Here is a 21941-nt window from a genome sequence, read left to right as displayed (position 1 = left end):
AATCGGGGACAGAAGCGCCCACTACCGTGCGTTGCGAATCTTTTCCATCTTCCCTGCGAGTCGCATGAGAGAGTCATAGGCCTCCAAGTGAGAGCCATACCCGATCATCAGCTTTTCAAGATCAAACGGGCTAGTGAGCCGGAGGAGCGCAAGCTGCTCGGCATCCTCGATAGCGACCCTCGGCTTAGCTCTCAGAGACGCTTGCGCACGATTCAATGCATGCCACTGCTCACGCAGCTCCTCGGACTTCCTCTGCTCCCCGCGGGCGGCCAGCAAATCTGCCTGGGCGAACAGCGCCCCGGCCACCACCTGGAGAACCCGCTTGTCTTTGCTTGATCGATGGACGAAGAACACGATCGTTCCGACGACCAGAATCGCTAAAGGCAGATACCCTTCCATGGTCACACACTCATCTCCAAGAACAACTTCCATTGTCGCAGGCGAGTCATCCGTGAACAATCCGCTATTCGAGACACGGGGTGCGTCCCGGCAGGCTCACGTCAATGACGCCCATGCACATGCCCCACCTCACGGATCCACCTCCGCCCGGGAAGCGTGAACCTCTCTCACAAGTGAGGGATCGGAGTCTCTCCTGACGCCTCTTTCGACGTAGAAGCCTGGAGATTGATGCTCTATGGAACCGTCCGCCAAGCATTCTTCCACTCGACCGAGCAACTTAAGCTGCTCATCGTGCTCATCAGAACCGCAGTCGCAATCGTCTTCGTGCACCTCCCTGAGCCAAATCCCATCTGCTTGGACGCGGAAATGCCATCCTTGAAAGACCCCAATATCTCGAATCTGGAGTCCTGGGTGCTCTACTCCAATCTCGGACACGGCGATTAGATTGTCCGGGCGTTTTTGAACAATCACTCCTTTTACATACCGTCCACGTCCGCCAAAGTAGACAAGTCCATCTACCTCTACCACGAGGCCATCACACGCCTCCAGAATCCGCGTAAGACGCGGGAGGGACGAGGGCTTCGAACTGGTCCCGTAATAGACGCCGGCACTGCATAGGAAATGGGTTAGACGTTCCGGGTCGGCCGGATCGCGAAGGTCGCCGAGCCAAAACGGTCGATACATCGCTGCTGTAGGTGGCATGTGCTTTCGGACATGCAGTTTGTATTCCGGCAGAGGAAGCGACCTTTTGAAAAACGGTATCGAATCATCCTCTGGGCCCACGCGGACCCAGGGCATCTCAAGCAAATCAGAGAATACCGGATCAACTTCGGGCTCGGGGGAAAGGTCTTCTGTCGAAAGGCCGTTCGCATAGCTCAACAAGACCGCCACCGGAACGACCAGATGTGCAAGCAAAACGGCCTCTGGCAAACCCGACGGCTCCAAGTGACCCACCATATAGGCATCCTGGCACACGTATCGAGGACGTCCCTCCTTGGTCGCGATCTCTGAAAGATGCACGTAGCCGATGCCCGCAGACCTGCACGCCTTCTTGCTGATCAGATACACGTGACCATCCCCCTCGGCAGGGATGAACTCGGCCAGGTCTGAGATCAACACCACTGGATCTTCGTGACAATCCTCAACCATTTCACCATGTGGACGAGACACGAACTCATGGCTCGCGAACCATGCGGCGACCCGTGCATCGCCCGTTGCGTCCAAGAAGAATGACCTCCAACCGTAGTGCTGCAGAATCGCCTGGTCAGTAGCAAGGTCTTTTCTGTCTTCCCAACCCTGAACATGTCGCCGCAGCATTCGTTTGGCATAGTGGCTCCACCTGATCATCAGATCCGGAACACAAGGGGACCGAGAGAATGACGTCACGAGCGATGTGGAGCCGCCTGTAGGCGGCCAATGCTTACACTGTCCCCGATACATTGCGTCCGGCCCAGCTTCGGCAATAGCGGCCTCTAGCGCCTCAACGGTCTCACATCGAAATGTTTTAACCATGCCTTCGATACTTGGGCTACTGTGCTGATCTAAAGTCTACCTTGCTGAACGCCACCCTCAGCAAGATTGCCGAACCACCCTGCATAGGGAGAGTTCTTCACCAGGCACCGGTTCCAATCCCTCTCCCCATCGGTCCACCACACCGGGCCACGTTCGCCCAAGCCCCTCTTCCCGCTGTCCACGGCGCGCCGGGCGGCGGCCAGCGCCTTCTCGTTCACGTTGGCCTTCGCTGCTTTGACGGCACGCCGGGCGTCCATCAGCTCGTGGACCAGGCGTTGCCTCTCCTGCTCACTGAGACCTGGGTTGGTGGTTCGCCAGAGGCGCCCGCGGACGATGAGGTAACGGCCGTCTGGGGTGGTAAGTGGAGTCATGGGGAAGAGTGTATGGGGCCAGCGGTGACGGGGGAGCAGACAAAAGAAAGGCGGCACCCTGGCCGCTCTTGCTTCTATGCCTCCCTAGCCCCCGCCCAATAAAAAGCCCCGGCTTACCGGGGCTCTTCTTAAGCTTCGTGGGCTTGGCTTCGTAGTGTGCCCTCAAAAGCGCACCGGCTGGCGGGCTGCGGAGCTGGCGGCAGGCAAAGCGATATCGAGGCCAATAGCGCGAGTCATTGACTTGAACGATTCCACCGGATCTTCTTCTTCGTCCTCTGTCGCGAAGAGCACGTTGCCCTTCAGATTGTCACCGACCTCTTCACGCAGAGCAGCCAAGGTTTGGCCGAAGCGGGAGCGAGGTCCCTGATTCCTGGCGTCCACCCTCCAGCGCTCGATCACTTCGAAGCTCTTTTCGTGGCGATGGCCGTTCTTATTCAACTCTTCCATCACTTGATCGAATGAAGTCAAGTCAAAACGAATCGCAGAAAGCATAACAGGATGCCCATACTTCCCACCGCTGGAAGCAGCTTGGGTGATAGCGATAACTTGGCTTCCGTCGGTCGCAAGAGTGTGAATCTTCATAAATATCCTTGTTTGTTTTCAGGTTAGCGTTATTGCCTCCCTACAAATCCAGGTTACGACAGAGCATAAAAATGTAAACCCGAAAGCAACACATTTATTTGACTAAAGTGCAGAACTGACGGGCAACCGCAGAAAACACAAAACCCTGAAACACCTCACGTTTTCAGCCAAGCACCGGGCCCGGCGGAAGCCGCGGCCCGACCTGCCCTTTTCCCACCGCGCTTTTCCGCTTTTGCTTTGAGCCGCTTTTGCCGTTGCCTTCTCTCTCCTAGAGCTCAAAAGAACGCGGCCCGGGGCCGCGCCTGAAAAGCCCCCTCCGGGGAGGTTAGGACATGGGCCGGGGCTTCCGCCCCAGCCACCGCTCAACTCTCCCACACCCCAAAAACCCAGCCACCACCCAAAGGGGCGCCCCCCCCTTTTCTCCCAGCATCGCCAGACTGCAGGCATAAAAAAGGCGACCCTCAGGCCGCCGCTTCCCCTCCCCCGTTTGTTCCCCGCCTCACCTGCTCTGCTCCAGGCACCGGTCAACCAACTGCCGCATCGCCTCGCCCAGCGAGATCCTAGCAGCTCGTGCGTCTTGGATCAGGCTCTTGGCCACCTCTTCAGAAACTTTGGGATCGGGCAGCACCGCGCCGTAGCGCATCCCATCAGGTCCATGCTGGGCACGGACCCGGGGCCCGAACGGCTGGCGGATGTCGGCATGGGCGACCACCAGGGCAGCCAATGCACTGCTGGCCGTGAGCCCCTGCTGGCGAGCGAGAGCCCGGAATGCGGCCGCCTTGGCCGGGGCAATGCGAACCGTGGGCAGCCGGCGCGGGGCCGGCTGCTTGGGTCGGATGGCGTAGGGGTTACGAACCACGAGCGATCTCCTGCAAAACGCTATTGCTCCTCTTTTTTAAATCTTCTTTGTGGAGCTTGAGAAGCTCTCGCATATCTAGGACATGCGCATCGCTTTCAATCAGAACGTTGGATGCATCGACGTAGATCAGCTCTTTCTTCGGTCCAGACAACCGGCGCGGGGCCGGTTGCTTGGATTGGATGGCATAGAGCTTAGGCATCTTCATCCTCGCCCTCCTGTCCGTAGGCCCAAACAAAACGCGTTTCATCCACGATGCGCATGTTGCGCCAGCCCAGTTTCTGCTCCAGATCTTCCATGCCGGCTTCGGCTTCGGCGAGTGTCGAGTATTCCGCGTTGTCGATGGGCTCCCAGTTGCTGCTCCAGCTGTTGGTGGAGTAGTCAGCTTCGATGGTGAAAGTGTTTTTTTGCATGACGGTTACCTTTTTGGCTTTTTCTGTCAGCGGTATTGCTTTCCTATAAATCCAGGTTACGACAGGCCCGTAAAATGTAAACTCAAAAACAACACATTTATTTGACTAAAGTGTAGAACTGACGGGCAACCGCAGAAAATACAAAAACCCTGAAACGCCTCACACTTCCAGCCAAGCACCGGCGCCGGCGGAAGCCGAGGCCCCACCTGCCTTTTCCCCAACACGCTTTTGCTCTAGCCGCTTTTGCCGTTGCTCTTTCCACCCGCCGCCAGCCATAAAAAAGGCGGCCCATGGCCGCCTGTCTTTCACTGCCACCCGAGGGATGGCGTAGGACCTGCTCATAGCTCTGCAGCGATTTCCTCGTGATCCAACGCTTCGGAAACCTCGGCCAGGGTGGCATACCCGCGGAGACTGGATTGGTGTTTCCCGTCCGAGAGTTCCCAGCGCGGCATGGCTTCGCAGTTGTTGGCGGCTTCCATTTTGACGTGGAGCCCAGCTTCGGAGAGTCGCAGTCCCAAACGGGCGGCGCGGTTTTCGAGGGTTTGGCGGCGAGGGGTTTTCATGATGAATCCTTGTTTGGTTTTCAGGTCAGCGGTATTGCCTCCCTACAAATCCAGGTTACGACAGGGCATAAAAATGTAAACTCAAAAACAACACATTTGTTTGACTAAAGTGCAGAACTGACGGGCAACCGCAAAAGATACAAAAACCCTGAAACACCTCACACTTCCAGCCAAGCACGGGCCCGGCGGAAGCCGAGGCCCCTCCCGCCTTTTCTCCACAACGCTTTTGCTCTAGCCGCTTTTGCCGTTGCTCTTTCCACCCGCCGCCAGCCATAAAAAAGGCGGCCCATGGCCGCCTGTCGTTCACTACCACCCCAGGGCTACCGTTGTTTCCTCGCCCGCCCCACGATGGCTTTCCGAACCTGTCTCCGCATTGGATCCAGGTCATCGGTTGCCGTGGTCACGACGAGGCGACGCTTGCTCTTTTTGAGCTCCTGGCAAGCCCAGGAAGCCAGCGCAATGAGCGCGGTGGTGAGAATCGGCTGTTCTTCCCCGGTGACGTCCTGAATCTGCTCCCGGAGCTTGGGCGGCACGGTGACCATCGTTCGCTCCACACGCGCCCCGTTCTCGTCGCGGTAGTCGAACATGGTGGAGTCGCGTCCCACGTCCAGATGAACCCTCTGGCCGTCCCGCAGGTAGGGCCGCTCCTCGGAGTAGTCGAAATAGGTTCTCCGCCCAGGCGCGTCCCCTGCAGCCACCATCAGCTCTGCCAGTTGCCCTTCGGAAAACTGGTCCAGATCAATGAGCGGCGCATACGTGCGTTCCGGCTTGGCGTGGACCACTTTCGCGGCCTTGGACAGGTCTTTGCGGGCTTTGGCAACGGCGTTCTTGGCGGGGGTCTTCTTGGCAGCCATGAGGTCCGGCAGGGGCAGCATTGGGAGCTCCATCATGCATGCCCCCGCGCCGGGTTGGCCAATCTTTTTTGGATAGCCTGACCTACCCGCAGAATGTCCTCTCGCGCCTTGTCCACGCCAGCGCCGCGCATGGAGAACACGGTCTCGCCAAGCTCGTAGTAGCTCGCCAACGCCGCCCGCTCGGGAATGACGATGGCGCCTGCCAGGCTGGGATCTTCCAGCCGGCGGCGGTGCTCCGCCCGCTTGAGGTTGACTCGGTTGGCGACCGGCAGGAAGGGCTTGCCCTGACGTCGCAGGGTTTCAATCGTCCGCAAATAGACCACAAACGATCCACCATCGAGCAACGTGGGAACTAGATAGAGGTCCGCGTCCGGCAGCTGGTCTTTCACTGGGGCGCTGGGCGGCAGGTCTTGAATCTCCAGGTCGAAGCCTGGGGATGAGGCACGACTCACGGTAAACGGGGTCTCCCCGTCGCTCATCGCAGACCAAGCGACCGAACCACATTGAGGGTCACGGTCGTTGACGAGCACACGGGATTGGCCGGCAAACGCGGCGGCGAGGTTGAGCGAAAGCGTGGTGCGCCCCACGCCCCCCTTGAAGCAGCAGACAACGAGACGCATAAGATGGGCTCCTTTTATGGGTAGGTCGTGCAACACACTACGATGCAAACCTAATCCCGCAAGAGCCATGCAGCTAGAGGGGGTTTAGCCGTGCAGACGTCGGAGGTTCAGCGACCCCGGGGCCCGGCGGGAGCCGTGGCCCACCCTGCCGTTGTCTCCACTCCGCTCTTCGGCGGCGAGCAGCCGCCGGCCTGAGCTTCAGGCCACGGCTTTATGGTTGCGACGGAGGTGGGCGTAGGCGGGGTGAGGCCGATGAAGCGCGGTGTGGGACCATTCGCCTGCCCGTTGGCGTCCAAACCATGCCTGCATGGCCGGGCAAAGAACGCCCCCGCAGACCTCCGCCAGCGTTCGGCCTTCGTCCACCCGTCGCCGCTCCAGCTTCCCAGTGTGCCCCCGTCGCACCACGAACCGCTCCCCGATCTGAACCAGCGGATTGGCCCCGGCGTCCATAAGCGCCTCAATCATCGCGGCATAGCGCGTCGCCAAGACCGGGTCCGACTGGACGGCCTTGGAATACATGAGGGAGGCGACGGCCAACGCAGTGATGCCAGGGTCGCCGGCCACGCCAGCGTCCAGGTCGGGCGTCCCCTTGAGTGTGTGGAGCCACCCATAAAACGCCAGCGGGTCGTTGGTTTGGATGGCCCTGATGAGGCTTTCGGTCCCGGCGCTCATTGCCCACTTCCCAAAACCCCGATGAGCACCAAGGCCACCAACGCGTAGAACGGCACCAGCACGATGCTCCACCACTGCCGGGATGCTTCCTGGGCCTTGCTGCCCTGTCGAACAGGAGCTGACACGCGATAGAGGCGCACTAGGGCGCGCCCGGCGGAGATGGGGTTGGCGACCAGGTCCCGGTAGAACACTGCGGTGCTCAGGAGACCGACAAACAGCAGGGCCATGTTCAAAATGCTCATACGAAGCGCTCCTCTTCCTTCTTCCAACGCCGCTCATGGCGGGCGCGGGTGGCCAAGCGCTGGATCCTGCGGTGCTTGTCGGCCAGCTGATTGAGGCCATTGGTGCGGTCCAGGAACCGCGCGGCGGTGTGGAGTTGGAAATGCGCCAGGTCGGTGCTGGCAGGCTCGACGGGATGAATCTTCATGTCTTCACTTTCTTTTTGTGGATAGGTCGGTTTACCCATTAAACCGCTCCTACACCACGATCCAACCACATCGCCAACCGATGTCAACCCATTGATTTGAAAGATTTTTGACTAAAATCAAGAACTGCCGTCAGGACTTGCCAAAACGCGGTTGTGTCGCATGCTGAAATGCATGACACCGCAAGCCCGCCCTTCCCGTCGTCCTCCCGCCCCAGGCTTTGGCCTGGTCGAGTTGCTGCTCGCATTGGGGGTTGCCACGGCCATGGGGGCCGCCGCGTTTTGGGTCTACCCCCGCGTCACCACTCGGGTCAACGTGGCGTCGGACGTCGAGAACGTTCGGGACCTGGCCAGCCGCGTTGATCGGTCCCATGGCGTCATTGGCTCGTTCCGCGGCGTCAGCACGTTGAACGTGCTTGAAGATGGGCTTGCCCCCACCGACTTCCGCCAAGGCAGCGCAGCGATCATGAGCAACGCGTGGGGCGGCGCAGTGACCGTGTCCCCGGCCACGGTGCGCTTGGCGGGGGATGCCTTCACCGTGGGGCTGTCCGGGCTTCCTGCGCGGGCCTGCGTGCCGTTCGTCTCCGCCATCGCAGGCGACGCGAACGTGCGGGACGTGATCGTGGGCAACACCAGTGTTTTGTTGGGCAACGGCGGAACCCTGGACATCCCCGGCTTGGGATTGGCGTGCGGGGTCGATGGGGCCGTGGTCGAGATCGTCTATTACTCGGGCATGGTGGCTGGGTCGTCGGTCGCCGTGGTGCCCACGCTTCCCCTGCCCTCCACGCCCGCCGTCCCTGGCCCTTCAACGCCGACCCCGGCGGGGCCCGTCACTGGTGCGCCCAGCGTGAGCGATGCGGTGCCGGGCGTTCCTGGGAACGTGTCGCCAAGCCCTGCAGTTGCTCCTTTCCCGGCTCTTCCACCGCTTCCTGTTGCGCCCAGCGTTCCGGTGCCTCAGCCGCTCCCAACGCCGGTCCCCACCCCGGCTCCGCCGGCCTTGGTGCCGTGCCGGCAATCGGAAAGCTCGGCGGCCCGGGCGAGCTGTCCGGCGGGCACGTGGGGCACAGAGACGGTGCGCACGCGCCAGGTCTGCGCTCCCGGCGACGTGTATCCAAACTCAGACGCCGCGTGGGAGCATCCCGAGGCGTGGGTTCAAGCCCAGACGGTGGCGGCCGTGACGGCGAGGGATTGCCAAGCCTGCCCGGGGACCACCCGTGAGGAACGCGATCAATGGCTCCCCACGTCGCAAGCCTGCCCGTCGGGTCAAACCGGCACGCACACCTGGGAACGGCAGCAGGTGCGGTCGAGGGACGTATTCACCCATTGCCCGTTCGGCACCACGACCCTGCCCGGGCCCACTTACGGCGGCTGGTCCAACTGGGTGGATACCGGGGCTCGTCGCAACGAGGTCAACACGTGCAAGCCCACGGCCGCTCGCTGCAGCGATGGGAGCTTGCAGGTTGTGGCATGGCACTCCGCCGATGGGCAGGACGTTCCGCCCCCCTCGGGTTCGAGTGGCATTTCTTACTGGTATCCCGATGCGGTGGTGCGCCTGACGCCAGCGGAGAAAGCAAAGCTGGACTGGGCCATCGCCAACGTGCCCATCCACCGGGTGGAGACGCCCGCACCGATGCCCGGCAACTGGCCCGCCAACGTGAGCGAGTCGGCGTTCTACGAAGAGCAATGCAACGCGCTTTCGGACGCCGGGAACATCCGCTACGCCTACTCTTACGATTTTGAGTGCGTCTCCAACATGGGCATGCACTACTGCGACTACAACTGGACCAGCGGCGGCACCTCCTTGGCCGTGTGCCGGCAAGCGTGCGCGTCCGATTTGGTGGGCAAGACCAACAATCCGTATCGCTGGGAGTGGCCCGAGTCGTCGGTGGTGGCTTCGACGCCCTACACCACTTGCACGGGCCAGCCCGGATGCACGCCCAACGGCGGTTTTGGCACCCAGCAAGGCCTGCCGGCGTGCAACGAGCACAACGTGGGCGAGACCTTCGCGTTCAACTGGTATCGCCAGTTCTACAACCCCGTGCGGGTGGACTACCAGACGCTGACGCTGACATGCAGAGGGCCTAGCTGATGTGCCGGGGACCATCGTCCCCGCCCATAGGTCAGTCGCAGAGATCAAACCTCAACGGCTTGCCATCCCACCGACCATACAGCTCGCCACTCCCCCAATAGCTGACCCGGCCTTCGCTTTCGCGCCGAATCGCTCTGAACACGCCGTTTCCCGGTGTCTGGTCGACCAAGCTCCCATCAAGCACCGGGAGAACATATCCAACCAGGCCATCCGGCGGAGTTGCTTGAGAAGGGATTGGTAAAAGGAGAGCACCTGTCGGCGTTTCTCGAAGAACGATGCAAAAGCACGGGTAGCTGAAGCTCTTCCAGGAAAAGACCAGCGCAGGATGCGTGCCTCGGGAACGAATCTCGTCGAGCAGCGGGCCGAGCGAAGTCATTGCTAGTGCCCTGGCCTTCGCCTTCATGGCCTCTTGGCTTGCCTCCTCGCACCAAGATGCAACGTCCGATGAGTCGGCGAGGATCAGGTCCTTATTTCGGCTAGCAAAGCGCTTGGCGACGTTTCTGTAGCGAGACGTAGTAACAAACAACCCGCCCGCCTTCTCCCGCAGGCTATGCGCCTCAAGGGCTGCCACTGCATCAAGATCTATAGGACGATGCTTGGCGTAACGCTTCGCTTGCACCAGCGTGAGGGCATCACCCAAAGGGGATTGAATCCACATTCGGACATCCACGCCTTCATCGGCGCTGCCCGGTCCGATCTGAGTCCGCCAGCCTCTGGCCGTGAACACGCTGCTGATCAGCTCTTCGAACGCACGGGGACTCAGCCGATACAGGTCATCTGGGCGCTTCGAAAAATATTCGTAGATATCGCCGGAAACATCCGCCGTATCGGCCTCGATCAGCCGACAGGTCCACCTCCAGCGAGCCCATTCGTCGAACCTCTTCTGAAGGTCGGACTCCTGGTCAGTGAGGTAGTAGCCGGCGGTGACGTGGTCATCTAGCTCAATGAATACACCGATGGACTCCAATGCCGCGTAGAGCTCCTCGGCCTCGTCCATCCCTTCATTCAAGCAGCGCCCCACCATACCTTCGGACCAGAGGGTCAAAATGGAAGAACCCTCACCCGGCTCAGTGTCGTAGTGATCAAGTGGATCCTTGTGCCCAGAATCACCCCACAGGTCGTGGCGCTCTGCCCATGACTCGGTGATCGCCTTGGCGTGGGCAACCACATCCTCCAGCTCTTGATCCGGCTTGGCCCTTGACTTTCGAGCACCCTTGATACTTTTGGATGAAGTTGCCACGACATATCTGCCGTCCGATAAAGTTGGAACGTATACTCCGCCCAACCGACATCTTTTTCCACATCCTCGGACGCACATGACAATCCTTTTCTTGATTGCGCTAGCCCTTGCGATCCCTACCAGCGGCCTATCTCTACTGGTCTACGGTGCAGTATTTGTAGGGAAAGCCATCCTTAAAGCTAAAGTAAGGATGCAGGAGGCCAACAAGAACATCGCCTTTAAAGCGATTGACAGCGAGGGCCCGAAGAACCTTCCCTCTTGGGTTAAAAACGAGGATCGGCGAGATGAGTTTGTCAGCGCGCTGCTGATGATGGCTCAGCGAAGAGGAGTTCCGGAGGCTTACTTGGGCGTGATGCTCAACACTCGGCAGTCTCTAGAAATCCTGTTGGGCTTCGCAGCAGAGATGGAGAAGAACGGCGCCTCTTTCGTGGAGCAGCAGTCCGGCAGCATCGATTTCGTCTGCCAGATGTGGGATCGCTTGGACGTAGCAAACAAAGCTAAGTTCGCAAACATTGATCTGACAGAAGAACAGTATCGCAGCCTCCACACGCCAATCGAACGCCGACTCCCCATCAACGCTCCGAGGCGCAACGATGCCCGCACTACCCAAATGATCGAATGGGCAATCGAGACTCTTGGCAAAGAGCCAAGCGTAATCGGAACCGCCTACGACGAGATTTCCTACAGCGCAGTGGTCAGCTACGTTCATGAACGCAAATGCACGATCATTACGCGAGTGGCAAAGCCCTACGGCGACTGGCTTGAGTTCCAAACGAACGTGCGTGGTCGGTCCTATCAAGTCACACTGGGAATGACACACGAAGGACACGGTTCGGTGCTCACCTCTCATCCCGCCTAAGATGTCAGTCCATGCGCTGGCTCATCGGGCGTCCGGCAGGGCCGTTCTATCCCACGCCCGCTTGACCCACCCAAACACCACGGCCAGCACGCCGATCAACAGCACACCCCAGAGCCAAGCCAAGTAAAACGCTGCGGTAGCGATCTCCCCAAACTGGGGATGCTCCGCATACTTGAACCCCAGAACGGCGGCCGCCACCACCGCCACCACGCCCAACCCTCCCCCGAGCAGCGCCCCTTTCAGGAAGCCGTGCTTCCGAAAATGCGGCATCCGCCCCGTTCGGACGTGCCAGTCCCAGAGCCGCTGAGCACGGATGTGGAGCGCCAGGCAGAAACCCAGGAACGCGAAGATCGCCAGGCCCCCGGCGCAGTAGAGCGAACCCAGCAACACGCTGGACCGCATGGCCTCCTGTCCGCCGCCCAGGGCGAGCAGCCCCAACGGCCCCAGCAACATGGTGGGCAGGATCATGGCGGCCGGGCCGGTGGGGGGTTCCAATCGGTGGTGGTAGAACGTCATTGTTTTCTCCTTGGCTTGGGTTGAATACATGCACGGTTCTTCTGGGGTCCGGGTGCAGTCAAGGGCCCCTTCCCAGGGCATTCAGCCTGCAGACGTCCCGGCATCAGAAGCGCCGCCGTGGTGGGGGGGTTTCAGCCTTGGGCAGTTCCAGGTGCAACGCGCAGGCTCGGTGAAACGCGTGTAGCCACTCTTCGGCGTCCTTGACGCCCGTCAGTTCCCGAATCACCACCCCGGCCAAGCAATCCCCAGGGACGGCAAACAGGTCGTCGTTCAGATCGCTGCTGGACAGAGGGGTATGGAAATCGGCCCCCTCTTGGAACGCCTGAAGCAGGTGCTGCCGGGCAAGAGGATCCCGGCGTGCCGCCCATGCGAGGCGAACGAGCTCCGACGATGGCCAGGGTGCGGGGGTCATCAGAACTCGTAACCGTCTGGCACGCCCGAGGGGATGCCCTGCATGGGGCCCGAGTAGCCCACCTGCTGAACCAGGTTCTGGGCGGTTTGCGACATGCGATCCAGGCGTTCCGGGACTTGGTCCAGGGCGAACAGAACCATGCCAAAAAGGGCGATGTTGAGCAGTTTGTTGAAAAGTTTGCGCACGAGCGGGGTCCTCCGTGGTTGTCAGGGGTTCGGGTTTCAAAAAAGTTGGTGGTGTTGGGCGATGCCGAACAAGCAAAGCGCCCAGGTGGCCGCAATCGTTGGAGGAGCCAGGCAAAGCGGCACGCCGAGGGCGATGTCCGACAGCTTGGCCTTGGGGTCGGTGACCATCTCCCATCCCAGCTTGGCCGCCCCCATCCCCGACATGGCGTCGAACAGGAATCGCAGGAGCGCTGAGGTGGTGGCGACGGAGGACCGGGCGGGCGCTTGGGTTTGGCTGCGGGTATTCATCAGAGCGCATCCAGTCGGTCAGCAATGGCCAGTCCGGCGACCAATCCAGCCAAGAGGCAAAAAGCAAAGAACGTCAACATGGGGTTTCCTTTGGTTAAAGAGCATCGGCGCCCTTCTCTGATCTCAAGGTAAAAGAAAACCAACTTTTCGCAATAGATTAACCCTACATTTTTCTGACTAAAAAACAAAAATGATGAGCAGACGCAGAAAATACAAAAACCTTGAAACACCTCACATTCCCAGCCCCGCGTCGGGCCCGGCGGAAGCCGAGGCCCCACCTGCCCTTTCCCCAATGCGCTTTTGCTTTGAGCCACTTTTGCCGTTGCCTTCTCTCTCCTAGATCTCAAAAGAACGCGGCCCGGGGCCGCGCCTGAAAAGCCCCCTTCGGGGAGGAAAGGCCCAGGGCCGGGGCTTCCGCCCCAGCGTCCGCGTGGCTGTCCTTGGCCCCATGCCCGCAAAAGGCAGTCCGATTCGTCAGGCGCTGGATTGGATGCATCGCCAGACCAACTGGCGAACGGCTTCTGGCTGACGAATGCCGATTCGGTTGGCGTCGATGAGCAGGGCCATGGCGACCTGGGGAGCCACCTGCACACTGGGGAGCGCGGTTTTGTAGCGCTCTCGCCCCTTCGCCGCCTCTCCGGTCCAAGGCGTGGGGCGTCGAGGGGAAAACGGTTCTCGAATCTGGGCGTGTTGCTCGATGAGCTGGGCCAGTGCAGCGCGCATGCTCAGGCCTTGCGCGGCGGCCAGGGCTTGAAACGCGGCTTTGCTAGGCGCGTCAATCCACGTTTCGTGGATGGTCTCCACAAGTGGCATGTTGTTCCGCTTGGGTTGTAGCGTGTAGCGGCTCATCCGCTCCTCCTCTTCTCCTTCAGGTCTGCTCTTACATACAACCCCGAATCCATAAAAACGAGGGCCATCTCGCGAAACGAAACGCCCGCCGGAAACTCTTGACTCCAGACCACAATCCCATCTTTGAGGTAGCTGTATTCCTGGCGAGTCACTACGCCAAAGCCATCTTCTGAGTCGCACATGTATTTGACCCGGTGGCGGTAACCGGCGTTCTCGATTTCAATCAACTCTTTCATTCGAACCCTGCTTGTGAGGGCCAGAGGACGTAGCGCCTTCTCATGCGGTCCTCCGACTGGGCTTAGCCATCCAGCCCTGGGCGGCCGCCTCTTCAGCGGTCAGCAACGCGGAGGTGCCCAGGAAGCGCGTGAGCTGGTAATGGCCGATGGTGTGCGGATACCGCTGCAGGTGGGCATGCATATCCCTGTCGAAGTAGCACGTGCCCCCGGATCGGCGCTCGTAGGCAAAGTAGCGGCGGCGGCGTTCAAGCAAGCCCATTATTCGCGTTCCTCTCCGCAGCGTATTGCTTGGCCTTCTCTTCTGCCCCGCCCTTTGAAAAAACCATGTTCCAAGAGTCGGTGAAATCTTCATTCACCACGACAAACACCCCTTCTTTGAAGCCATAGATGCGCCCGGGAACCACGGTCTGCCTTACGAACTTCCATCTCATCAGAAGCGCTCCGACTTGTCGTAAGCAATAGCTTGAATACCCATGTCTAAATCCCGATTTATAGAAAGGAGTTATCTCATCTTTACAAATCCAGATTAGGGCAGCAGAAACAAATCGCAATAGGTTTATCCGATCATTTCTTAGCTAAAGTTCAAGATTGACGGGGCAAAAGCAGTTTTAGGAAACCTTTGCATCACATCACACTTCCCGTAAAGCCCAAGGCACGGCGGAAGCCGTTGCCGCTTTTCGCCGCCTTTCACTCCCCAGACTCGGCGGCAGCGCCGCCGGCTCTTGCTTTGGCCGCTTTTGCTCTTTGCCTCCAACCCCTCGCTCAAAAAAAAAGCCCCGGTTTCCCGGGGCTCTATCTGCAACGCTGTAATGCCGGTCAGGCCTTATACGGGTGCGCCGGCCATTCTTGGTCCGGGTGCTTCTTTTTCCACGCCTTGCCTTCAGCAGTTTCGGCCCACGCAAGGAAGGCCTTCGGCTGCCGCCCGGTGCCAGCCCACGTGGTCCCATCCGGGATCTGGAACTTCGGGGCGCGACTGATGCCAGCGCTCGCGGAAACCGCCTTGCGTGGCTCAAGCAGCGCCTTCAGATCGTTCTTCTGCTTCGTCGTGTAATGCTGCGCAAACTGCTGCAAAGTCTCGTAGACCCCTGCAAAGCTGGCCCCGGCTTCGGCCGCAAGCGCATCGCCTTCAGCCTTTTCCATTTCGGCCAGTAAAGCCTCGGCCTCGGCCTTTTTCTTTCGGATTTGTTCAAGCGTCAATGCCACGGCTTTCCCTTGGGGTTGGTCAAACCCCGATCCTGCCGTTTTGCGAGATTACTGTAAACCCTCAACGGCCCAACCCCGGCTCTCCCGTGGCAACTGCCACGGAGGTTGACCCTCAAGAGTCACTGAGGGGATGCCGTACGCCGACCACTGGAGCAGGCCTCGGCGGTTGCGGGGGACTGACCGTGCCCACCCCCACCTTCCACCATGCAATGCCGCAATGTCCAAGGGCTACCGGGCGCCGGCAAAGCTTTGGACAGCGGGAGCAATGCTTAGCGTGGTGCGGAGCGGAGGCGCGATGGCGGAGGGCCATACTGTAGGGTTCACCGGCCCAACACGCATTCCCTGACTAAGCTAGAGCGGTAGCCTACCGTGATAGAGGTGACCGATGGCTGAGGCCGCCCGTCAGTTTGCTCTGGAGTCGTTGCGGATCCTGGATTCCGACCCCGAGCCCTTTTTCGATGCGCTGATGCGGGCCGCGAGAAACATGACGGGCATGCCGGTCGCCCTGATCTCCTTGGTGGACGGGGACCGCCAATGGTTCAAGGCCCAGATAGGCCTTCCCGGTGTGGACGAGACGCCCCGCGACATTGCCTTCTGCACCTGGGCCATCCAGTCCGATGAGCCGTTTGAGGTGGCAGACGCCGGCCAGGATGCCCGCTTTTCGACCAACCCGTTGGTCTTGGGTCCTCCTTTCGTCCGCCACTATGTCGGCGCGCCCATCAGCGCCAATGGCCAGAACGTGGGAACGCTTTGCCTGCTCAGCCCAAACCCGGGAACGATCTCAGCGGAGCAGGGAGCAGCCCTGTCATGCTTGGCCCAGGCCGCCGCAGTCGGCATGCAGCAGCGCGCTCGCCTTCTTGAGCGGGTCAGCGAATCCCAGGCCTTGCAACGGCGTTTTCAGAGAAGCCAGTTCTTTCTGGAGCGCACCAATGCACTGGCCAAGGTCGGAGGGTGGGAGCTGGTGCTTGGAACTGGAGAAGTCAAATGGACCAAGGAGACCCGGAGGATCCATGACGTCTCTGACGACGCGGTGCCCGGCCTGGACACGGCGATTGCCCTGTGTCCGGAAGGCGCACGGCAGCGGCTGGAGGCCGCCCTGGAAGACTGTATCTCATCGGGTGTGCCCATCGATTTGACCCTTCCGTCCAGCAAGCTTTCGGGGGAGCGCACGTGGGTCCACGTGGTGGGCCAGCGGGAAGAGACCGAAACCGGTGCCCGATTGATCGGCGCGATCCAAGACGTGACGGAGCAACGGGCGGCGGTCGAGGCCTTGGCGCATAGCGAGGCACGCTACCGCAGGCTGTTCCAACACAGCCTCGGCCTCATCTGCACGCATTCCTTGGACGGGACGGTCACGTCGGTCAACCCTGCGGCCTCGCACTCACTGGGTCTCTCGGAGGGTGACGTCGTCGGCCGATCGCTGGCCGAGCTCATTCCCCAGAGCAAGCAGGACGCGTTCAAGGCTTACTTGGATCGCATCCGGGAAAACGAGAGCGACTCGGGCATGATGGAGCTGGTGGCCCGCGACGGATCGCGCCGCTTCTGGGCGTATCACAACGTGCTGGACACAGAAGCCCAACCGCCCTACGTGCTGGGCCACGCGCAAGACATCACGACTGAGCAGCAGCTCCACGACTTGGCGACCCGCGACCCGCTCACCCGAGCGTTCAACCGTCGCTACTTGGCCGATCTGGCCCACCAGCAGTTCGATGGGTGGGGCTGTCTGGTGTTTGACTTGGACCACTTCAAAGAAGTCAACGACACCCAAGGCCACGCCCAAGGCGACAAGGTGCTGGTCGACTTCGTGGCTTTCCTGTCCGCCCCGCTCCAAGGCGAGGAAGCGGTGGTTCGGCTCGGGGGCGACGAGTTCCTCGTGTTCGTCCCCGATGCGACGTTGGAACGGCTGAGCGTGTTGGAGGACACCTACCACGAGCGCGCCGGCGAGGCACCGATCCGCTTTTCCGGCGGTTGCGCCATTGGTCGGCCCTCGGAATCGGTGGCCGATACCATCAATCGCGCAGACATGAAACTCTACGACCGCCGAAAGCGGGAACGGCAGTGAGCCTGCCCTCAGATCCGGGCATGGGGCCAGTTGTGGGCTGCCCCCTTACGCCGATGATCGCCTTTAGCGTAGCAAGCGGCCCTTCAGTGCCGCCCAATCTCACCGATGGAGAGGGCAACATGGAGAAGCGGGTGTGCTTTGATTTCGAGATTGATTTCAGCAACGGGGGCGGGATTCAGGGCCAAGGCTTCCGGCTGGACATCGCCGGTGATGACATCACCGATAAGGCGTTGGCCGACTACATCGTGCGCGACATGCGCCTGCTGATGGTGGGCGAGGTTCGCATCCTCAACAAGGAAATCATTGAGGAGCCTCATAAGCGCCCGGCGCACGGCCAAGACGGTTCAACTGTCCACGACCCAAAGGACGGGTGAGCGGCCATGCATCCTGATGTTCTTGGCTGGACTGCAACCGCCGTGTTGATAGCCACGTTGGTCCGGCAAATGATCAAACAGTGGCAGTCTCCCCATCCGGAAACGGTCTCCAAATGGCTGTTTGTCGGTCAGATGACCGCGTCGACCCTGTTCACCGCCTACAGTGCACTTTTGGGGTCAACGGTGTTTGTGGTGACCAATGCCCTGCTGCTGCTCACGGCCGTGGTGGGACAGATCCTGGCTTGGCGTCGACGTCGACGAACCGACGCACCGCCTCCCTGCTGACCCAGTATTGGCTGCACCAAGGAAAGCCGTGGTAGGCGTTTAGCAGCCACTCTTCGTCAGATCCGAAACGGACGCCGCCTGACATGCTCGACCCGGCCTCCGACCGTGACCAGCGTCGAGATGGCCCAGTCGCTGGAAGCGGACACGGGCGGAAGCAACAAGATCTCAACGCCGGCCCCCATCGCCGCGCCTTTCCATACCTCCACTGTGCCATCCTCGCTGGGACTGCGGTGGAGGCCCCAATCCGAGGCGAAATCCGTCAGCGCTTGCTGTCCATGTATCCTATCGAGCGCGCTGCAAAGCGAATCATACTGAGCACTCCTCACTCCCCTCCCCCTTGCATCGTTTTCTAACCTGCGCTTCACCATCCATCCCAGACTACTTCATGGCAGACATGAAGATCGAAAGCCAGTCTGAATCCCTCAGGAGAACGCCAACTTTCTGACGGGGCAGCCTCCGATCCATTACCTGAAGCTGGGACCAGGGACGACCGCCTAAGCCGATTCAGGCAGGGTTGCGCGGCTGCCCGTCGTCTATCAACAACACCGTGCGGCAAGCGCGCGCCAACTGCAAGGCAGCCGACATGTCCGCATAGCTTCGATAGGGAGAAAATGCGCCGGGCGGGCCCGACACGCGATCGCCCTACTGGTTGGTTCAGAACAGCTCCGTCTGAGCCGGTGGGTAGACAAGCGCTGGCCCGACGGCCTGCGCCATCGGGTTCAGCGGATGCGGTTTGGGTTCGGCGTGGGACACGATGTGCAGCACCTCATGGCCCCGGTGCGTCAGCAGGTCGGAGATGAGACGTCGGTGGCAACGCCACCACGGTGCCTCCGCGCACATCAGCGCGGTCCGATGTTCGCCCCCCAGTGCAAGCACCTTCGATAGCCCGCCGGCGAACTCGGCGGTCGCCATGTGGTCTGCGTAGCCCTGAAACGCGGCGTTGTCCCACGCACCATTGGGCGAATCCGGCTGCACCTTGCGCCGCCCGCCCAGTTCAGGAATCCAAAGATACTCCACGCCGTGCGCTGGCAGCGTTTTAGCCATCTGCTCGGATGCGAACCAAGGGTGACGACGCGATCCTGGGAAACGACGCACGTCCGCGATCGCCGAGATGCCTTGTGCGAACAGCAGGTGTAAGAACTCGTCCCAAGGTCGAGTGGAATGCCCGATGGTCCAGACGGTCACCGGGGTCGGAGCGGGAGCATCGCACTGCATGAGGCTCATTGGACAGGAGCCGGCATCAAGCCCGCGTGCTCATCACGTGCTCGGCAGCTGCCAACGACGCTCGCGTCTTCCCGTCTACGCTCGGACACGACCGCGGGGATAGCGGCTAGTCGTTTCGGGCCCATTTCGACAAGTTCTGCTTCAACGCATCGATGCCCTCCCAGGGATCCTTGCGGCGACGTTTCAGCTTGCCCGGCACGTCCTTGATCGTGAACGCGTCAGCCCGCTTGAGCTTGGCCAGCTCACTCCACGCCAAGGGCATGGCCACCGGAGCGCCAGGCCTCCCTCGCAGTGAATAGGACGCCACGGCGGTGGCTCCTCGTCCGTTGCGGAGGTAATCGACGAATATCCGCTTGTTTCGCAGGGCCTTGGTGGCGGTGGCCAAGAACCGCTGAGGTTCCGACTGGGCCAGCGCGTCGGCGAATCCTTTGGCGAAGCGCTTGGTCAGGTCCCAGTCGCACCCCGGGTTGAGGGGCACCACGACATGCAGGCCCTTGCCTCCGGATACCCGAAGGAAGGACTCCAACTCCAGCTGGACCAAAAGCTCCCGGATATCGGTGGCGGCCCTTTTCACTTCGGCGAAGGGCACGTCCGGGCAGGGATCCAGGTCGAACACGACCCGATCCGCCCGGTCGGGCTCCTCCGCGTGGCTTCCCCACGGATGGAACTCCAGGGCATTGAACTGGACCAGCTCCAGCAAGCTGGCCGCGTCGCGCACTACGAGGTAGTGGGCGTTGATGCCGCTGTCCTCCTTCAACTTGACCGAGTCCACCAGCTCCAGCCCGGCGGTGTGGTGCTTCTGGAAGAAGCAAGGCTTGCCGGTGCCGGCGGGGCAGCGAATGATCGAGAGGGGCCGATTGATCACCTCTGGGAGCAGGTGATCCATGACCGCCGAGTAGTAATCCCAAACGTCTTGCTTGGTATAGCCGTCGCCAGGGAAAAGGACCTTGCTCGGGGAGGACAGCTTGGGCGGCATGCGATCGGCTTGAGGCGTTGGGGCGGTCTTGCGGGCAGAAGACACCGCCGATGCCCGCTTCCCGCGGCCGCCCTTTACCGGGGCGCGGTCTGAGTCGGTCAGATCGGCCACGTCCTTGTCGGCCCTCACGGCTTTCAAGGAAGCCTGGCGCAGCAGTTGCTGTCCGCCGATGCCGCGATAGAACACCTCCACCACAAAGCGCGGCTCGAACCAAGTAGCGGCCCGGAGATCGGTGTCCTCCGTGGGCACGTAGGCCGTCGGCTTCTTGCCTCCCCCTTGGATCCTCTTGCTCACGTCCTTGATCAACGCGTCGGAGAACCCGGTGCCCACCCGGCCCACGTAGAGCCAACCGTGTTTGGGGTCAGGTTTGGCCAGAAGGAGCGAGCCAAAGCCGCTGCGGCTTCCTTTGGGGGCCGTATAGCCCACCACTGCGAACTCATCGCTGGCCAGCTGCTTGGTCTTGCGCCAGTCGTCGCTGCGGCCGGTGTGGTAGCCGCGATCGGCGCGCTTGGAAATGATGCCTTCAAAGTGCTGTTCGCCCGCCAGGCGGTAGGCCTCGTTGCCGTCGCCTTGGACGTGAGAGCTGAAGGCCAAATGGCCGGCTTGGCCCTCCAGCAGCTCCTGCAGGAGCGCCTTACGCTCCAACAGAGGTGCTGCGGCCACGTCCACGCCATCGATGTGCAGCAGGTCGAAGAGCGCGTAGGCCAGCGCGCCTTGCCGCTCCCCGGACAATGTCGCCTGGAGCAGGTTGAAGTCCTCCTTGGTGCCCGATCCGGCGATGAGTTCGCCATCCAAAGCCGCAGAAGTGAGGCCCAATGCCGCTACTGCGTCGCGTATCTCGGGGATCTTGTCGGTCCACTCCAACGCGTTCCGGGACCAGAGCCGGACGGCCCCATCGGCGACCGTTGCGAGGATCCGATACCCGTCCCACTTGATCTCATGGACCCATTGGTCGCCCTGCGGTGGGGCGTCCCCCAGCTTGGCCAACTGGGGCACGAAGGGGCCGGAAGGCGGGGCCGCCTCTTTCGCTTTGGGCAGGGCCAAGGCCTTCTTGGCCCAGTTCTTCCGTCGCGCACGCTTTGCAGGGAGGGCTTTGAGCTTCTTCTTGTCGGCTTTACCGCCGCCGGCCCTCTTGATGTCTGCCGTTGGGGCCGCCGACACATCGGCGAGCAGATCGTCCGCTTCCAGATCGCTCGCATACGCATCGTCGTCCTTGAACAACAGCCACTGCGGCTGACGGGCAGGCTTGCCGGAGCGGACCAGGTGCCACCCGCCTTTGAGCTTGGTGCCAAACAGCTCGAAGCGCAGGTGACCCTTGGCAAGTTGTGCCTCTGGGTCTCCTTGGGTGGCCCAGACGCCGTGATCAAACTGGGCCACGTGCCCACCGCCGTATTGCCCTTTGGGGATCTCGCCTTCGAAGCTGGCGTAGTCGACGGGATGGTCTTCTACTTCCACGGCCATGCGCTTGACCTTGGGGTCGTAACTGGGGCCTTTGGGGACGGCCCAACTCTTCAGGGCGTCGCCGATTTGCAGCCGGAAGTCGTAGTGCCGGCGGCTGGCGTGGTGGAGTTGGACCACGAAAATGGCGCGCTGCCCTTGGGGCAGCGCTTTGCCAGGTTCCGGCTCCTTGGTCTGGTCAAAGCGGCGCTTGCGGCGGTATTCGACCAAGGACATGACGGCTCCTCGTTACTTGCCCAGGTGCTTGCGAACGGCCGCAGCGGTGGGGCCCACGGCTTTGACGGCGGCCCGGAGCTCGTCGGCGGACACGCCCAGCGCCTTGGTCCAATACTGGAGCTCGTAGTCTTCGTTGACGTTGATGCGGTCGCGGTCCGGGCTGCCGGTGTTCTTCTTGTCGTCGCTCATGAGAATCTCCTTGG

31 protein-coding genes are annotated in these 21941 nt (G+C 61.1%); 5 read left to right on the top strand and 26 right to left on the bottom strand.

Annotation, left to right across the window (positions count from 1 at the left end; all coding sequences use genetic code 11):
* Window positions 1–21: 21 nt before the first annotated feature.
* The 13 genes from AC5P67_RS08725 to AC5P67_RS08665 all read right to left on the bottom strand — a co-directional run bounded on the left by AC5P67_RS08725 (window position 22) and on the right by AC5P67_RS08665 (window position 7308).
* Window positions 22–399 carry a hypothetical protein gene (locus AC5P67_RS08725; protein ID WP_114618607.1) on the bottom strand — a complete coding sequence of 126 codons (378 nt, stop codon included), beginning with the start codon at window positions 397–399 and terminating at the stop codon, window positions 22–24.
* A 129-nt stretch (window positions 400–528) separates the two neighbouring features.
* The gene (locus AC5P67_RS08720; protein WP_495214556.1) at window positions 529–1746 is read right to left on the bottom strand and encodes a hypothetical protein; all 1218 of its coding nucleotides are present in this window, start codon (window positions 1744–1746) and stop codon (window positions 529–531) included.
* A 194-nt stretch (window positions 1747–1940) separates the two neighbouring features.
* Window positions 1941–2282: a hypothetical protein gene (locus tag AC5P67_RS08715; RefSeq protein WP_495214554.1), complete on the bottom strand. Its 342-nt coding sequence runs from the start codon at window positions 2280–2282 to the stop codon at window positions 1941–1943.
* Window positions 2283–2444: 162 nt separating this feature from the next.
* The gene (locus AC5P67_RS08710; protein ID WP_130519081.1) at window positions 2445–2864 is read right to left on the bottom strand and encodes a hypothetical protein; all 420 of its coding nucleotides are present in this window, start codon (window positions 2862–2864) and stop codon (window positions 2445–2447) included.
* Window positions 2865–3363: 499 nt separating this feature from the next.
* Window positions 3364–3723: a hypothetical protein gene (locus tag AC5P67_RS08705; RefSeq protein ID WP_130519083.1), complete on the bottom strand. Its 360-nt coding sequence runs from the start codon at window positions 3721–3723 to the stop codon at window positions 3364–3366.
* Window positions 3713–3928 carry a hypothetical protein gene (locus AC5P67_RS08700; protein WP_024957697.1) on the bottom strand — a complete coding sequence of 72 codons (216 nt, stop codon included), beginning with the start codon at window positions 3926–3928 and terminating at the stop codon, window positions 3713–3715. Before AC5P67_RS08700 ends, AC5P67_RS08705 begins: the two co-directional genes overlap by 11 nt.
* On the bottom strand, window positions 3915–4133 hold the full coding sequence (locus tag AC5P67_RS08695) for a hypothetical protein (protein ID WP_024957698.1): 219 nt from the start codon (window positions 4131–4133) through the stop codon (window positions 3915–3917). Before AC5P67_RS08695 ends, AC5P67_RS08700 begins: the two co-directional genes overlap by 14 nt.
* Before the next feature lie 338 nt (window positions 4134–4471).
* A complete protein-coding gene (locus tag AC5P67_RS08690; protein ID WP_139726877.1) occupies window positions 4472–4696 on the bottom strand; it encodes a hypothetical protein in 225 nt (74 codons plus the stop codon).
* Window positions 4697–5016: 320 nt separating this feature from the next.
* Entirely contained in the window at window positions 5017–5571 is a 555-nt protein-coding gene (locus tag AC5P67_RS08685; RefSeq protein ID WP_197638322.1) for a hypothetical protein, read from the bottom strand.
* Window positions 5572–5582: 11 nt separating this feature from the next.
* Window positions 5583–6170 (bottom strand): nucleotide-binding protein, encoded by a 588-nt coding sequence (locus tag AC5P67_RS08680; protein WP_197638321.1) that lies wholly within the window; start codon window positions 6168–6170, stop codon window positions 5583–5585.
* Between the two features lie 198 nt (window positions 6171–6368).
* The gene (locus tag AC5P67_RS08675) at window positions 6369–6842 is read right to left on the bottom strand and encodes a hypothetical protein (RefSeq protein WP_197638320.1); all 474 of its coding nucleotides are present in this window, start codon (window positions 6840–6842) and stop codon (window positions 6369–6371) included.
* The gene (locus tag AC5P67_RS08670) at window positions 6839–7084 is read right to left on the bottom strand and encodes a hypothetical protein (protein ID WP_266192827.1); all 246 of its coding nucleotides are present in this window, start codon (window positions 7082–7084) and stop codon (window positions 6839–6841) included. Before AC5P67_RS08670 ends, AC5P67_RS08675 begins: the two co-directional genes overlap by 4 nt.
* On the bottom strand, window positions 7081–7308 hold the full coding sequence (locus AC5P67_RS08665; RefSeq protein WP_139726872.1) for a hypothetical protein: 228 nt from the start codon (window positions 7306–7308) through the stop codon (window positions 7081–7083). Before AC5P67_RS08665 ends, AC5P67_RS08670 begins: the two co-directional genes overlap by 4 nt.
* A gap of 133 nt (window positions 7309–7441) precedes the next feature.
* Here AC5P67_RS08665 and AC5P67_RS08660 point away from each other — a divergent pair, with 133 nt between their 5' ends.
* Window positions 7442–9355: a type 4 pilus major pilin gene (locus AC5P67_RS08660; RefSeq protein ID WP_495214548.1), complete on the top strand. Its 1914-nt coding sequence runs from the start codon at window positions 7442–7444 to the stop codon at window positions 9353–9355.
* Between the two features lie 31 nt (window positions 9356–9386).
* Here the strand turns inward: AC5P67_RS08660 and AC5P67_RS08655 are convergent, their stop codons facing one another.
* Complete coding sequence (locus AC5P67_RS08655) at window positions 9387–10595, bottom strand: restriction endonuclease (RefSeq protein WP_495214546.1); 1209 nt, start codon at window positions 10593–10595, stop codon at window positions 9387–9389.
* A gap of 76 nt (window positions 10596–10671) precedes the next feature.
* On the opposite strand from AC5P67_RS08655, the gene AC5P67_RS08650 reads away from it, so the two are divergent.
* On the top strand, window positions 10672–11454 hold the full coding sequence (locus tag AC5P67_RS08650; RefSeq protein ID WP_495214545.1) for a hypothetical protein: 783 nt from the start codon (window positions 10672–10674) through the stop codon (window positions 11452–11454).
* A gap of 21 nt (window positions 11455–11475) precedes the next feature.
* Here AC5P67_RS08650 and AC5P67_RS08645 read toward each other — a convergent pair whose 3' ends face one another.
* From AC5P67_RS08645 to AC5P67_RS08605, 9 genes are all read right to left on the bottom strand, one after another.
* Window positions 11476–11970: a hypothetical protein gene (locus AC5P67_RS08645; RefSeq protein WP_495214544.1), complete on the bottom strand. Its 495-nt coding sequence runs from the start codon at window positions 11968–11970 to the stop codon at window positions 11476–11478.
* A gap of 103 nt (window positions 11971–12073) precedes the next feature.
* Window positions 12074–12382, bottom strand: coding sequence for a hypothetical protein (locus AC5P67_RS08640; protein ID WP_262252513.1), 309 nt, complete (start codon window positions 12380–12382; stop codon window positions 12074–12076).
* A complete protein-coding gene (locus AC5P67_RS08635; RefSeq protein WP_008268538.1) occupies window positions 12382–12567 on the bottom strand; it encodes a hypothetical protein in 186 nt (61 codons plus the stop codon). Before AC5P67_RS08635 ends, AC5P67_RS08640 begins: the two co-directional genes overlap by 1 nt.
* Before the next feature lie 36 nt (window positions 12568–12603).
* Window positions 12604–12855, bottom strand: coding sequence for a hypothetical protein (locus AC5P67_RS08630; RefSeq protein WP_049419319.1), 252 nt, complete (start codon window positions 12853–12855; stop codon window positions 12604–12606).
* 474 nt (window positions 12856–13329) lie between these two features.
* Window positions 13330–13704, bottom strand: coding sequence for a hypothetical protein (locus tag AC5P67_RS08625; RefSeq protein ID WP_049419324.1), 375 nt, complete (start codon window positions 13702–13704; stop codon window positions 13330–13332).
* Window positions 13701–13940: a hypothetical protein gene (locus AC5P67_RS08620; protein WP_040008402.1), complete on the bottom strand. Its 240-nt coding sequence runs from the start codon at window positions 13938–13940 to the stop codon at window positions 13701–13703. Before AC5P67_RS08620 ends, AC5P67_RS08625 begins: the two co-directional genes overlap by 4 nt.
* 40 nt (window positions 13941–13980) lie before the next feature.
* Window positions 13981–14199 carry a hypothetical protein gene (locus AC5P67_RS08615; RefSeq protein ID WP_049419329.1) on the bottom strand — a complete coding sequence of 73 codons (219 nt, stop codon included), beginning with the start codon at window positions 14197–14199 and terminating at the stop codon, window positions 13981–13983.
* The gene (locus AC5P67_RS08610) at window positions 14186–14371 is read right to left on the bottom strand and encodes a hypothetical protein (protein ID WP_049451917.1); all 186 of its coding nucleotides are present in this window, start codon (window positions 14369–14371) and stop codon (window positions 14186–14188) included. The genes AC5P67_RS08615 and AC5P67_RS08610 overlap by 14 nt, the downstream gene beginning before the upstream one ends.
* Before the next feature lie 385 nt (window positions 14372–14756).
* Complete coding sequence (locus AC5P67_RS08605) at window positions 14757–15143, bottom strand: H-NS family nucleoid-associated regulatory protein (RefSeq protein WP_049451918.1); 387 nt, start codon at window positions 15141–15143, stop codon at window positions 14757–14759.
* Between the two features lie 385 nt (window positions 15144–15528).
* Here AC5P67_RS08605 and AC5P67_RS08600 point away from each other — a divergent pair, with 385 nt between their 5' ends.
* From AC5P67_RS08600 to AC5P67_RS08590, 3 genes are read left to right on the top strand one after another with little or no spacing between them, the layout of a single operon-like run.
* Complete coding sequence (locus AC5P67_RS08600) at window positions 15529–17205, top strand: sensor domain-containing diguanylate cyclase (RefSeq protein ID WP_099605708.1); 1677 nt, start codon at window positions 15529–15531, stop codon at window positions 17203–17205.
* The gene (locus AC5P67_RS08595; RefSeq protein ID WP_258390950.1) at window positions 17202–17579 is read left to right on the top strand and encodes a hypothetical protein; all 378 of its coding nucleotides are present in this window, start codon (window positions 17202–17204) and stop codon (window positions 17577–17579) included. Before AC5P67_RS08600 ends, AC5P67_RS08595 begins: the two co-directional genes overlap by 4 nt.
* 6 nt (window positions 17580–17585) lie before the next feature.
* A complete protein-coding gene (locus AC5P67_RS08590) occupies window positions 17586–17864 on the top strand; it encodes a hypothetical protein (RefSeq protein ID WP_080354857.1) in 279 nt (92 codons plus the stop codon).
* Window positions 17865–18518: 654 nt separating this feature from the next.
* Here the strand turns inward: AC5P67_RS08590 and AC5P67_RS08585 are convergent.
* The 3 genes from AC5P67_RS08585 to AC5P67_RS08575 all read right to left on the bottom strand — a co-directional run bounded on the left by AC5P67_RS08585 (window position 18519) and on the right by AC5P67_RS08575 (window position 21927).
* The gene (locus AC5P67_RS08585) at window positions 18519–19088 is read right to left on the bottom strand and encodes a DUF488 domain-containing protein (protein WP_024957540.1); all 570 of its coding nucleotides are present in this window, start codon (window positions 19086–19088) and stop codon (window positions 18519–18521) included.
* Window positions 19089–19194: 106 nt separating this feature from the next.
* Window positions 19195–21738: a DNA ligase D gene (ligD, locus tag AC5P67_RS08580; protein WP_049419338.1), complete on the bottom strand. Its 2544-nt coding sequence runs from the start codon at window positions 21736–21738 to the stop codon at window positions 19195–19197.
* Window positions 21739–21750: 12 nt separating this feature from the next.
* Window positions 21751–21927, bottom strand: coding sequence for a DUF3606 domain-containing protein (locus AC5P67_RS08575; protein ID WP_008266817.1), 177 nt, complete (start codon window positions 21925–21927; stop codon window positions 21751–21753).
* Window positions 21928–21941 lie beyond the last annotated feature (14 nt).

This window comes from Stenotrophomonas sp. YJH_SMC_21 (assembly GCF_059369555.1).
This window is presented reverse-complemented; position numbering and strand designations above follow the sequence as displayed.